Annotated in this window: 12 protein-coding genes; 11 read left to right on the top strand and 1 reads right to left on the bottom strand. The window is 71.2% G+C overall.

All coding sequences use genetic code 11. The features are described from left to right. The first annotated feature begins 26 nt into the window (after window positions 1-26). The 4 genes from ACZ6TD_RS42565 to ACZ6TD_RS42550 all read left to right on the top strand — a co-directional run bounded on the left by ACZ6TD_RS42565 (window position 27) and on the right by ACZ6TD_RS42550 (window position 3,230). Window positions 27-890 carry a polysaccharide deacetylase family protein gene (locus ACZ6TD_RS42565; protein ID WP_471346853.1) on the top strand — a complete coding sequence of 288 codons (864 nt, stop codon included), beginning with the start codon at window positions 27-29 and terminating at the stop codon, window positions 888-890. Between the two features lie 75 nt (window positions 891-965). Beyond that, window positions 966-1,502: a DoxX family protein gene (locus tag ACZ6TD_RS42560; RefSeq protein ID WP_471346851.1), complete on the top strand. Its 537-nt coding sequence runs from the start codon at window positions 966-968 to the stop codon at window positions 1,500-1,502. Window positions 1,503-1,649: 147 nt separating this feature from the next. After that, window positions 1,650-2,711 carry an alpha/beta fold hydrolase gene (locus ACZ6TD_RS42555; RefSeq protein ID WP_471346849.1) on the top strand — a complete coding sequence of 354 codons (1,062 nt, stop codon included), beginning with the start codon at window positions 1,650-1,652 and terminating at the stop codon, window positions 2,709-2,711. Between the two features lie 48 nt (window positions 2,712-2,759). Next, window positions 2,760-3,230 (top strand): hypothetical protein, encoded by a 471-nt coding sequence (locus ACZ6TD_RS42550; RefSeq protein WP_471346847.1) that lies wholly within the window; start codon window positions 2,760-2,762, stop codon window positions 3,228-3,230. Window positions 3,231-3,327: 97 nt separating this feature from the next. Here ACZ6TD_RS42550 and ACZ6TD_RS42545 read toward each other — a convergent pair whose 3' ends face one another. Beyond that, window positions 3,328-4,095 carry an NPP1 family protein gene (locus ACZ6TD_RS42545; protein ID WP_471346846.1) on the bottom strand — a complete coding sequence of 256 codons (768 nt, stop codon included), beginning with the start codon at window positions 4,093-4,095 and terminating at the stop codon, window positions 3,328-3,330. A 307-nt stretch (window positions 4,096-4,402) separates the two neighbouring features. On the opposite strand from ACZ6TD_RS42545, the gene ACZ6TD_RS42540 reads away from it, so the two are divergent. The 7 genes from ACZ6TD_RS42540 to ACZ6TD_RS42510 all read left to right on the top strand — a co-directional run bounded on the left by ACZ6TD_RS42540 (window position 4,403) and on the right by ACZ6TD_RS42510 (window position 12,427). Then, window positions 4,403-5,593, top strand: coding sequence for an ROK family transcriptional regulator (locus ACZ6TD_RS42540; protein ID WP_471358534.1), 1,191 nt, complete (start codon window positions 4,403-4,405; stop codon window positions 5,591-5,593). A 53-nt stretch (window positions 5,594-5,646) separates the two neighbouring features. Next, entirely contained in the window at window positions 5,647-6,456 is an 810-nt protein-coding gene (locus ACZ6TD_RS42535) for an ABC transporter permease (protein WP_471346844.1), read from the top strand. Beyond that, window positions 6,453-7,232, top strand: coding sequence for an ABC transporter ATP-binding protein (locus ACZ6TD_RS42530; protein WP_470011406.1), 780 nt, complete (start codon window positions 6,453-6,455; stop codon window positions 7,230-7,232). The genes ACZ6TD_RS42535 and ACZ6TD_RS42530 overlap by 4 nt, the downstream gene beginning before the upstream one ends. Before the next feature lie 45 nt (window positions 7,233-7,277). Further along, window positions 7,278-8,258 carry an aliphatic sulfonate ABC transporter substrate-binding protein gene (locus ACZ6TD_RS42525; RefSeq protein WP_471346842.1) on the top strand — a complete coding sequence of 327 codons (981 nt, stop codon included), beginning with the start codon at window positions 7,278-7,280 and terminating at the stop codon, window positions 8,256-8,258. Further along, on the top strand, window positions 8,255-9,721 hold the full coding sequence (locus tag ACZ6TD_RS42520; RefSeq protein ID WP_471346841.1) for a sulfatase-like hydrolase/transferase: 1,467 nt from the start codon (window positions 8,255-8,257) through the stop codon (window positions 9,719-9,721). Before ACZ6TD_RS42525 ends, ACZ6TD_RS42520 begins: the two co-directional genes overlap by 4 nt. Beyond that, window positions 9,722-12,106, top strand: coding sequence for a family 43 glycosylhydrolase (locus tag ACZ6TD_RS42515; RefSeq protein ID WP_471346839.1), 2,385 nt, complete (start codon window positions 9,722-9,724; stop codon window positions 12,104-12,106). Between the two features lie 87 nt (window positions 12,107-12,193). Then, entirely contained in the window at window positions 12,194-12,427 is a 234-nt protein-coding gene (locus tag ACZ6TD_RS42510) for a hypothetical protein (RefSeq protein ID WP_164426901.1), read from the top strand. Window positions 12,428-12,433: the final 6 nt, after the last annotated feature.

Below are 12,433 nucleotides of genomic sequence, written 5' to 3'. Positions count from 1 at the left end.
CGCATATCGGCCGGGGGCGTGTTCTCATGCTTCAGGTGTCCTCTCCCTCCCGCCGTGATGTCCTGCGGTCCGCGAGCGGTGCCGTGGCGGCCACGACGTGCGGCGTCGGCTGCGGCCATCACGCCGACTCCTCGTCGTCCCGGCCGGCCGGTCCCACCGAGGCGCCCTCCTCCGGTGCGGCCTCGGACCGGGCCACGCCCGCCGGGCACGCGCCAGGCGGGCCGGTGCGCTTCCCCGGGCTGCCACCGCGGATCGCCCACGGGCCGCGCGGCGGAAGCGCGGTGGCCCTCACCTTCCACGGCCAGGGCGACGCGGGGCTCGCCCGCTCGCTGCTGTCCGAGGCCGAACGGGCGGGGGCTCGTGTCACCGTCCTCGCCGTCGGCACCTGGCTGGACGAACACCCCGAGATGGCCCGGCGGGTCCTGGACGGCGGTCATGAGCTGGGCAACCACACCATGCGGCACCGCGCCGTGTGCGCCCTGCCCGCCGACGAGGCGTACGCGGAGATCGCCGAGTGCGCCGACCGGCTGCGCCGCCTCACCAGGACCATCGGCGGCTGGTTCCGGCCGTCGCAGGCCCGTACCGCCACGGACCTCGTGACCCGTCTTGCGGCCCGCGCCGGATACCCGCACGTCCTCTCCTACGACGTGGACTCCCTCGACTTCCAGGACCCGGGGCCGGACGCGGTGCGGGACGCGGTCCTCGGCCAGGTCCGCGCCGGTTCGGTGGTCAGCCTGCACTTCGGCCACTCCGGGACCCTGACCGCGCTGCCCGCGGTCCTCGACGGTCTGCGCCGGCGCGGTCTGCGCGCGGTCACCACGACGGAGCTGATGCACTCCGATGGCGCAGCAGCGACGGCGGGGCCCGGAAGGCGTGCCGAGACTGGGTGAGACGCCGGGCGGCCGACCGCGGTGTGCCCGTACGGGAGCGGAGGAGACACCATGCCCCGGAGCGCAGGAGACCCCATGCCCCACCGCAAGGACCTCGGACTGCTCGCACTGCGCCTCGGCGTGGGCGGGGTCCTGGTCGCGCACGGCGCGCAGAAGCTCTTCGGCTGGTGCGGCGGCGATGGTCTGGACCGTACCGCCGATGCCATGGAGGCGATGGGCTTCCGTCCGGGACGGGCCAGCGCCGTGGCCGCCGGGCTGGGCGAGGCGGGCGGCGGGCTGCTGCTCGCGCTCGGCTTCGCCACCCCCGCGGCCGGGGCGGCGGCCGCGGGGACGATGGCGGGGGCGGTCTCGGTGAACGCGCCGGCCGGGTTCTTCGCCCAGTCCGGGGGCTATGAGTTCGCGGCCCTGCTGGGGTGCTCGGCGGCGGCGCTCGGGATCTCGGGGCCCGGCCGCTACTCGCTCGACCACCTCACCCGCCATGTGCTGGACCGGCCGTGGCTGATCGCGACGGCGTTCACCACGAGCGCGCTGGCGGCGGCCGCGGTGATCAAGCGCAGGATGGCGGTGACCGCGGAGCGTGGGATCGCCGAGGAGGAGGAGCTCTTCGAGTAGGGGCCCATCCACCCGAGCAGAGACCCACCCACCCCGCCTCGCATCACCTCCCGGACAGGTGACGCACGGCGTGCGAGGGTCGCCCCCATGCGCCATGGTGGATGCCGGGGCCGGGGAGCGGTTCGCACTGGTGGAGGGTGAGTGCGGATGTTCAGCAGGCGCAGCTTCTGGAAGATCGTGGGTGCGGGCGCGGTCGGGGCGCCGCTCGCCGCCCGGGCCGCCACCGGCTCGGCGGAGCCCGCGGGGATGCTCTCGGACTCGGAGCAGCAGGGGATGTCGGCCGTGCGGCCGCACCCGACCTTCGCCGCCCTGCGGCAGATCAGGGCCGGAGTGCTGAACGTCGGCTACGCCGAGGCGGGCCCGGCCCATGGCCCCGCGGTCGTCCTGCTGCACGGCTGGCCCTATGACATCCACAGCTACGCCGATGTGGCGCCCTTGCTGGCCGCCAAGGGCTATCGGGTGATCGTCCCCTATCTGCGCGGCTACGGGACGACGCGCTTTCTGTCGCCCCGGACGTTCCGCGACGGCCAGCAGTCGGTGTTCGCCGTCGATCTCATCGCCCTGATGGACGCCCTGGGGATCGAGCGGGCGATCCTCGCCGGATTCGACTGGGGCTCACGAACGGCCGACATCGTCGCGGCGCTGTGGCCGAAGCGCTGCGAGGCCCTGGTCTCGGTGACCGGCTACCTGATCACCAACCGGAAGGCGAACAGGCAGCCACAGCCACCGAAGGTCGAATGGGCCTGGTGGTATCAGTACTACTTCGCCACCGAGAGGGGTGTGCTCGGGCTGGAGAACCCTGAATACCGACGCCAACTGGCGCGGCTCGTCTGGCGGTTCAACTCCCCGACGTGGGATTTCGACGATGCCACCTTCGCGCGCACCGCCGCCGCCTTCAGGAATCCGGACTATGTGCGCATCGTGACGAACAACTATCGCTGGCGGCTGGGGCTCGCGGCGGGCGATCCCCGGTACGACGGTCTGGAGCGGCGCCTCGCCAAGGGTCCCGTCATCGGCGTCCCCACGGTCACGCTGGACGGCGGGCGCGATCCGTTCACCCCGGCCGGGGGCGGTGCGGCGTACCGGGACAAGTTCTCGGGTCCGTACGCCCACCGGACGCTGAAGGGCATCGGCCACAATGTGCCCCAGGAGGCTCCGGAAGCCTTCGCCGATGCGGTGGTCGAGGCCGACCGTTTGCGACGGCGCTGAGCAGCGCGGCCGGGCCACGGAAGGCCAGGTCCGAAGGGGGATCAGGGGATGGCGGAGTTCGAGGTGGCCACCGGCGCCACGGAGCTCCCCGGCGGCGACGAGCGGGGCCGCGGGGCCGCGGTGCGGACCGCGTTCGAGGGGCTGCTGCAGATCCGCCGGCTGATGAACGCCGACACCGCCGACCCCGAAGGGGCGCCCGCCGAGTGGGAGCGGCGTCAACCGGTGCGGGCCGTGGCCCTGGCGCTGGAGGCGGCCGGTATTCCGCCGTCGGCGGTCGACGCGGAGGGTCGCCGTACGGCGACCGGATACTGCCTCGGTGCCGCGGAGCCGACCGGGGTGGTGCGGGTCGAGTGGCTGGGGCCGCCGGGAAGTGGCGCCGGATACGCGGCGGAGGACGTGCTGCGGAACTGCGCGGACGTACTGCGGCGGCTGGGCTGGGAGGCGCTGGAGTACCGGGGGCCGCGCCGCCACCGCTACCTCGAGGTCGAGCCGCCCCCGGCCGGGCCTCCCCGGCGCTGACCGGGGCGCTGACCGAGTCGGTGACCTGGCCGGTGGGCCACACCCGGGCCCCGGGAGGCATGGGCTGACGCCACGTCGCCTCCCGGGGCCGTGTTGCTCACGCGTTGGGGTCGAAGGGGATGTCGGACGGCTTGGCCTTCGCGAGGTGGGAGTTGAGCGCGCTGTCCTTCAGGCCGAAGGTGGCGCTGCCGAAGTCGGCCTGGCTCAGCTTGTCGCGCAGCCCGGCGGGGTAGCCGTTCCAGCCGACCAGCGCGGGGTACTGCCAGGTGTGGTAGTGGTTCTCCGGCGGGTCGTCGTTGGAGTTCGCCGGGCGGAAGCAGTGGGTGCTCAGGCCGTCCTTGTGGTACACGACCTTGGGGTGGGTGCCGTCCCAGCGGATCTGGTCCCGGTTGTAGATGGTGAAGTTGCCGTGGGCCGAGGTGGCGACGTACTTGGCCTCGTTGTTCTGCACCCACACCACGACGTGCTCCCAGTCGTGGCGGTGCCCGCCGAGACCGCTCCCGGCCACGGCCTGGTCCTTCTCGAAGTACAGGCCGTAGATGATCGCGCACCAGCCGTTGTTGCACTTGGAGCGGGAGTATCCGTTGGTGTTGTCCAGGTCCCAGGAGTCGCGGCACTGGCCGTTGAGGGCGCCGCTCGGGTTGAGCCCGCCCGCGATCGTCCCGTCGGGGCCGATGGCGGGCGTGGGGTAGCAGCCGTCGGTGTCGTAGTCGAACGCCGGCTGGAACGTCTGCTCCGTGCCGTCCGCGTTGGCGGGCAGGGCCTTGGGCGGGTCCGCGAGCGCACTGCCCGGGAAGGCCACGACCAGCGCGATGGCGCTGCCGAGGACGGCGGACACTCTGCCGATCCGCGAACTCTTCTTCACTGCGTCCTCCTGAACGACCGCGGCGTGGTCGCACGCCGGGAAGGTGGGGGGTGGGGGTTGGCATGCTCAGGTCAGCATGATCGCATTCCTTGAGCGGCGGCGGGAGATGTCGCCGTGATGAAGAGTCAGCCAACAGCTATAGCAGGTGTGGTGGGGCGGGGCCCAGGAGGGTGGCCGGGCAGCCCTCACCAGCCGATGGACCACCCGAGCCCAGTGGGTTCGACCACCGGCGGCCTCGGCTTCCGCCGCGTCCGCGACGCCGAGCCTTCTTTTTTCCGGGGTGTTGACGAAATAGATGGGCGTGCGCATGCTGGTCGGCATGCACCCCCATCAGGACGGCCCGCTGGCCCGGCTGCGGCGGGGACACGAAGACTTGGTACTGGACCTGTTGCGCAAACACGGCCCGCTCAGCCGGGCCGAACTGGGGCAGCACAGCGGGCTCTCCCGGACCACCCTCAGCGATATCGTCACCGAGCTGATCGAGAGCGGCGCCGTGGTCGCCACGGCGCCCGGAACCGCCCCGCGCAGACGGGGACGGCCGGTGGAGGCGCTGACGCTCAACCCCAGCGCGGGCCAGGCCATCGGTATCGACTTCGCCCGCCGGGCGGTGCATGTCTCCGCGGTCAACGTCGCCCACGAGGTGATCGGTTCGGCCAGTGAGCCGCACGACCCGGGACTGCCCTGGGAGGAGCGGATCGCCCTGGCCGAGCGGCTGGTCGGCACGCTCGCCGACGGCGCCCTGCGGCTGGGTGCGCTGAACGCCATCGGTGTGGGCGTGGTCGGCCCGGTCGAGGACCCGGACTCCGGGCCCGCGCAACCGTGCCCCTCCGCCGATCTGCCCGCGCTGCTGCGCAAGCGTTTCGAGGCCCCGGTGCTGGTGGACAACAACACCCGGCTCGCCGCGCTCGCCGAGGCCACCTGGGGTGCCGCGGCGGGCGGTCAGGACGTGCTGTATCTGCGGCTGTCGCACGGTGTGGGCGGCGGGCTGGTGGTGGCCGGCTCCCTGCACCGCGGGGCGTACGGCCTGTCCGGCGAGTTCGGGCATATCGCGGTCGAGTCGGGCGACGGACGATGTTCGTGCGGCGCCACCGGCTGCCTGGAAACGGTGGCCTCGGTGGGCGCCGTGCTCGCCGCCTACCGCCGCGCGGGCGGCCACGCGGACGGCCTGGCCGCGCTCCTCGGGGCGCTGGAGGCAGGCGATCCGGTGGCGCTGCGCACGCTGGAGGCGGCCGGCACCCACATCGGCACCGTGCTGGCGGCGGTGTGCAACGCGGTCGGCCCCGGGGTGATCGTGCTCGGTGGCGAACTCGCCGCGGCCGGCCCACCGCTCTTCGAGCCGGTCGAACGGGCGCTGCGCGCACACATCATGCCGATCTCACGGGACCGTGTGGACCTGAGGCCGGCGGCGCTCGGCGAGACCGGTGGCGCCCTGGGCGGTATCGCCCTTGTCCTGCGTGAATCCCCCCTGCTCAGCCATTACCCGGCCCGTCCGGGCTGATCCGGCCCGGTCCCGGGCCGAAGAGGAGGACCCATGTACCCCGCGAGGCGTCCATGACGGTGGTCACCGCGCCCGAGAAGACCCCCACGACACCACAAGCGCCACGCGGCGCACGACGCACCGTCCACCCCCTCGTGTTCAATCTGATCGCCCTCGTCCTGGCCATCGCCCTCTGGGCGCTGACCGCCGCGGCGGGGCTCGCGGACATCCCCGGACCGCTCTCGGTGAGCTCCCGAGCGCGGGATCTGCTCTCCGACGGAACCCTCACCGAGGACGCGCTGGCCAGCCTCCAGCGCGTGCTCCTGGGCTTCGCGCTCGGCACCCTGGCCGCCGTGCCCGTGGGCTTTCTGATGGGCTGGTATCCGGTGGCCCGGGGCCTGCTGGAGCCGTACGTCCAGTTCTTCCGCACGATCCCGCCACTTGCGCTGATCCCGCTGGTGATCGTGCTGATGGGCATCGGCGAGACACCGAAGATCTTCGTCATCTTCCTGGCGGCGTTCATGTCCTGTGTGGTGGCCGCCTTCCAGGGGGTGACCGGTGTGGACCGGACGCTGATCGACGCGGCGCGGGTGCTCGGCGCGTCGGACCGGACCGTCTTCCTCAAGGTGGTCATCCCGGCGTCCACGCCGTTCATCCTGGTCGGCATGCGCATCGGACTCGGCGCGGCCTGGGCGACCGTGGTGGCGGCCGAGATGATCGGCGCCCAGAAGGGTCTCGGCTTCGAGATGGTCCACGCCCAGACCTACTACGACGTTCCCACGATCTTCGTGGGTCTGATCAGCATCGGTGTCATCGGCCTGGTCATGGACCGGCTGTTGCTGCTGGCCGAACACCGTCTCACCGCGTGGCAGGAGCGTCGATGAGCCCCAAGATCTCATTCCGGGACGTGGTCAAGACCTACCCGCTGAAGAACACCACCTTCACCGCCCTCGGCCAGGTCTCCCTGGACATCGGGGACCGGGAGTTCGTCGCGGTCGTCGGCCCGTCCGGCTGCGGCAAGTCCACCTTGCTGTCCATGGTGGCCGGGCTGGTGGAGCCCACCTCCGGCACGGTCACGGTGGACGGTGCGCCCGTCACCGGGCCGGGGCCGGACCGTGGGGTGATCTTCCAGCAGTACGCGCTGTTCCCGTGGCTGACGGTGCGCGGCAATGTCGAGTTCGGGCTGAAGCTGGCGCACGTCCCCGCCGCGGAGCGCCGGCGGCGCGCCGATCACGCCATCGAGCTGGTCGGGCTCGCCGACTTCGCCGACGCCCTGCCCAAGACCCTCTCCGGGGGGATGAAACAGCGCTGCGCCATCGCCCGGGCCTACGCCGTGGACCCCGAAGTCCTGTTGATGGACGAGCCGTTCGGGGCGCTGGACGCGCTGACCCGGGTGCAGTTGCAGGACCAGTTGCTGGACACCTGGACTCAGGAGCGGCGCACCGTCCTGTTCATCACGCATGACGTCGACGAGGCGGTGTATCTGGCCGGGCGGGTCGTCGTGATGGCCGCCAGGCCCGGCCGGATCCACCGGGTCATCGATGTGGATCTCCCCTATCCGCGGACCGAGGAGATCCGGCTCTCCGCTGAGTTCGCGCGCATCCGCAACGACGTCTGGACCCACGTCTACCACCAGTCACCGGCCGGCTCCGCCGCCTGACCTCACTCCCCGACCGCACTGACTTTTCGAAGGGACTCACCCCAGATGAGGATGAGCCGACGCGACTTCATGATCTCACTTTCCGCGACTGGTGCGGCACTGTCGGTGGCGGCGTGTTCGTCCTCCGGCAGCGGCGGCGGCTCCGCGGTCAGGTTCGGCTATATCGCCGACTACAACGGCGCGAGCCTGCTGGCCATCGCCGAGGAGCGGGGCCTGTGGAAGAAGCACGGCCTGACCGCCGAGCCCAAGGTGTTCGTCAACGGCCCGGTCCAGATCCAGGCCCTGCGCACCGGCAATCTGGACTACGGCTACATCGGGCCGGGCGCCCTGTGGCTGCCCGCCTCCGGCAAGGCCACCATCGTGGCCATCAACACCCTCACCTACGCCGACCGGGTCATCGCCAGGCCCGGTATCACCTCGATCCAGGACCTGAGGGGGAAGAAGGTCGGCGTCCCCGAGGGCACTTCCGGTGAGATGGCGCTCAATCTGGCGCTCCAGAAGGCCGGGATGACGATGAAGGACATCTCGAAGGTGGTGATGGACGCGCCCACCGTCGTCTCCGCGTTCTCCTCCGGGCAGATCGACGGTGCCGGGATCTGGTATCCGCTCATCGACACCATCAAGGAGAAGGTGCCGGGGATGAAGGAGGTGGCGAGCACCGAGGACCTCCCCGGCTCCTCCTTCCCCACCGCGTTCGTCTCCGCCGCCAAGGCGAAGCCGGAGCGCGATCAGAAGGTCGTGAAGGTCCTTCAGGAGGCCAACGACTGGCGGGCCGCGCACCCCAAGGAGTCCATCGCGCTGGCCGCGAAGCTGCTCAAGGCCGATGAGGCGAAGGTCGCGGCGGACGCGGAGCATGTGAAGACGATGACGACCGCCGAGCTGGTGGCCAGAACCAAGGACGGCACCGTCGGGACGTGGCTGGACGGTATGAGCCGCTTCTTCGTCCGGACCGGGCAGCTGCCGAAGGCCCCCGATCCTTCCACGTTCTACGCCGGTGACCTCTACACGAAGGCGGCCGCCCGATGAACCTGCTGTTCCTGATGACCGATCAGCACCGCGTCGACACCCTCGGCTGTTACGGCAATCCGCATGTGGCCACGCCGAACCTCGACCGGCTGGCGGCGACCGGCACCCGCTTCGACCGCTGCTACACCCCCACCGCCATCTGCACCCCGGCCCGCGCCAGCCTGCTCACCGGCCAGGCGCCCTTCCGCCACCGGCTGCTGGCCAACTACGAGCGCAACGTCGGCTATCTGGAGGATCTGCGCGAGGACGCGTTCACCTTTCCCGGTGCCCTGGCCGAGCGCGGCTACCAGCTCGGCCATGTCGGCAAGTGGCATGTCGGCACCCACCGCAACGCCGCCTCGTACGGCTTCGACGGGCCCGATCTGCCCGGCTGGCACAACCCCGTGGACCACCCGGACTACACGGCGTACCTGAAGGAGCGGGGACTGCCGCCGTACCGGATATCCGATGCCGTACGCGGCACCACGCCCAACGGCAATCCGGGCAATCTGCTGGCGGCGCGGCTGCACCAGCCGGTGGAGGCCACCTTCGAGCACTATCTGGCCACCCGCGCCATCGAGCAGTTGGAGCGCTACGCCGCGGACGGGCGGCCGTTCTTCCTGGCCACTCACTTCTTCGGGCCGCATCTGCCGTATCTGCTGCCCGACGCGTACTTCGACCGCTACGACCCCGCCCTGGTGGACCTGCCCGCCTCGATCGCCGAGACCTTCGAGGGAAAGCCACCGGTACAGCGCAACTACAGCGCCCACTGGACCTTCGACACCATCCCCATCGAGGTTTCCGCCAAGCTGATCGCGGTCTACTGGGGCTATGTCACGCTGATCGACGAGCAGATCGGGCGCATCCTCACCCGGCTCGACGAGCTCGGTCTTGCCGATGACACCTCGGTGTTCTTCACCGCCGACCACGGCGAGTTCACCGGGGCCCACCGGCTGCACGACAAGGGCCCGGCGATGTACGAGGACATCTACCGCATCCCCGGCATCATCCGTGTCCCCGGGGCGGCCCCGCAGGTGCGCCAGGAGTTCGTCAGCCTCACCGACTGCACCGCCACCATCCTGGACCTCGCGGGCTGCGACACCTCACCGGCCGTGGACAGCCGAAGCCTGGTGCCGCTGGTGCGGGGCGAGCATCCGCGGTGGCCGGCCGAGCTGCTCGCCGAGTTCCACGGCCACCACTTCCCGTATCCGCAGCGGATGATCCGCGACGAGCGCCACAAGCTCATCGTCAACCCCGAGTCGGTCAACGAGCTCTACGACCTGGACACCGACCCCCATGAACTGACCAACCGCTATGAGCACCCCGAGCTGCTGCCCGTGCGCCGCCGTCTGATGCGCCGCCTGTACGACCTGCTGCGGGAGCGCGGCGACAACTTCTACCACTGGATGACCCCGATGTTCGACATCGGTGACCTGGACTACGACCCGAGCCTGAGCTCCTTCGAGCCGGAAGGGACCGCGTAGATGAGACGAAGCCGTAGACGGAGCCCTCGACGCGGCCCTGGCACCCTCGTCGCCGCGCTGCTGTGCGCGCTGCTGGCCGGGCTGTTGCCCGCGGCCCGCGCGACGGCCGCGGAGCGCCCGGCGAGGGAGCACACCACGACGGCCCACCAGGCGCCGACCTACCGGAATCCCCTCACGGCCGGAGTGGTCGACACCTTCCCCGACCCGGTGATGATCCGGGGCAAGGACGGCCTGTGGTACGCGTACGGCACCCAGAACCCGGTGTTCCAGAGCAAGGGCGAGGACGGTGAGCGGATGCTGCCGATCCTCCGCTCGGCCGACCTGGCGCACTGGGAGTACGCCGGGGAGGTCTTCACCCCGGAGACCAAACCCGCCTGGCACAAGGGCGCCCGGCTGTGGGCCCCCGACATCCGCTATGTGAACGGCAACTACAACCTCTACTACTCCGTGTCCTCCGAGAACACCGTCGGAGTGGCCACCGCGCCCACCCCCACCGGCCCCTGGACCGACCGGGGAGCCGTGCTGCCCTCGCCGAGCGGCTGCGCCACCGGCAACATCGACCAGGCCCAGTTCACGGACGAGGGCGGTCAGCCGTATCTGTACTGGGGCAGCTACGACACGATCTGCGTGGCGAAGATGAACGCCGCCCGCACCCGTATCGAGGGCGCGGTGACCGAAGTGGCGCAGGGCCGCCGGATGGAGGGCGGGTTCGTGGTCCGGCGCGGTGGCCACTACTACCTGTTCTACTCCGACGCGGGGTGCTGCGACGGCGCCTTCAGCGGCTATCAGGTCAAGGTCGGCCGGGCGACCAGCCCGACCGGGCCCTTCGTGGACGACCGGGGCGTTCCGCTGACGGCCGCCACCAGCAAGGGCGGTGTGGTGCTGACCGCCAACGGCAACGGCTGGATCGGCCCCGGCCACAACGCGCTCCAGACCGATCTGTCCGGCCAGGACTGGCTCGTCTACCACGCCATCTCCTCCGACGACCCGGATCTGAAACCGGCCGCGGGCGGCACACTGAAGCTGTCCAAGCGGCCGATGCTGATGGACCGGCTGGACTGGATCGACGGCTGGCCGGTGGTACGGGCCGGGGCCGGTGCCTCCCAGGGCGCACAGCGGGCCCCCGTGGCCTCCTGGGCCGCGGGCGGCACCTTCAACGACGGCTCGCTGAAGGGGTGGCACGGCGGTGGCGGCACCGGCACCGGCGGCTGGAGGGTCGGACACGAGCAGGACGCCCGAGGCTTCGCCACGCCGCGCGGGAATCCCACCGGCCCCGCCCACCTGGTCTCGGACCGCTCCGCCCCGGCGGCCCGGCGCGCCGAGGCCGATCTGCGGGTCACCTCGGCCACCGGCGCGGCCGGGCTGCTGGCCGGCTACACCGGCCCGGACGACTTCGTGGTGGCGTGGCTGGACCGGCAGCGCAACGCACTGGTGACGGACGTACGGGTCGACGGCCGCAGCCGTGGCACCCGTACGACCCCGCTGCCGCCCGACTTCGCCTGGGACACCTGGCACAACGTGGCGGCGGAGATCCGCGGCACCCGGATGACCGTGGAGGTGAGCGCGGACCGGCTGCGGGACGCGGTGGCCACCCAGGAGCGGCCACTGCCCGCGGCCGCGGTCCGCTCCGGCAGGGTCGGCGTGGCCGCCCGCGGCGCCGGTGCGGCGGCCGACAACGTGGGGGCCGCGGCGCTCCACACACCGGTCACCAGCCGCGTCCCCGACCATGTGCCGGGGCCGCCGCTGCCCGCCTACAGCGATGACTTCGACACCGCCACCGTCCCCGGCACCACCGCGGATTCACCGTGGTCCTGGGTGCGCGGACCGGCGTCCGGGGTCACGATGTCCGAAGGCGCCCTGTCCTGGCCCACGCAGGGTGCCGAGCTCTACCTCGGCACCAATACGGCGTCGGTGCTGACCCGGGACGCTCCCCCGGGCGACTACACCGTGGAGACCAGGCTCCGGTTCGCTCCGGGGCGGACCAACCAGCAGGCCGGGCTGGTGCTGTACGGGAACGACGACCGCTACTACAAGCTGGTGCACACGGTGCTCCCGGTGAGCCACGCCGACGGCAAGACCACACATGTCACCGAGTTCGCGAAGGAGGGCGAGCGTCCCACCACCACACCGCCGACCCCGGTGGCCTACGGGCCGATGTTCGGCGGCCCGCCCGCGGACACGCTGTGGATGCGACTGTCGTACCACGCCGACACCGCGCGGGACGAGACCGAGGTGCGCGCCGCCACCAGCACGGACGGTGTGCACTGGGTCCACACCGGCGTCTGGACCCTGCCGGCCGTGAGCGAGCTCAGGATCGGGTTGGTCGCCCAGAACACCGCGGGCGCGGTCGCGCGGTTCGACTACCTGCACACCTATCGCGGCTGACGTGCCGAGTGGGCCCCCGTCCTATGCTGATCACCGTTGTTGACGCGAGACGGGGGCCACTTCGGTGGCCGGAAAAGGTGAGAGAGCGTGGCCAAGCCTGTACGTGCGGCTATCGGGGACGTGTGGATCACATGTGTGTTCTGCAAGGGCGACCTCTTCCGGGATCGCGAGGTGAAGCTCAACAGCACCGGCATGGAGCTGTTCAAGTTCGGCTGGGCCAACGAATCGGCCACCGGGTTGATCTGCTGGAATTGCGGCTATGTGCACCTTTTCGCCAACAAGGACGTCGAGCTGTACAAGGTGAAGAAGGGCGAGATCTAGCCAGGC

The organism is Streptomyces yongxingensis (assembly GCF_055597465.1).
This window is presented reverse-complemented; position numbering and strand designations above follow the sequence as displayed.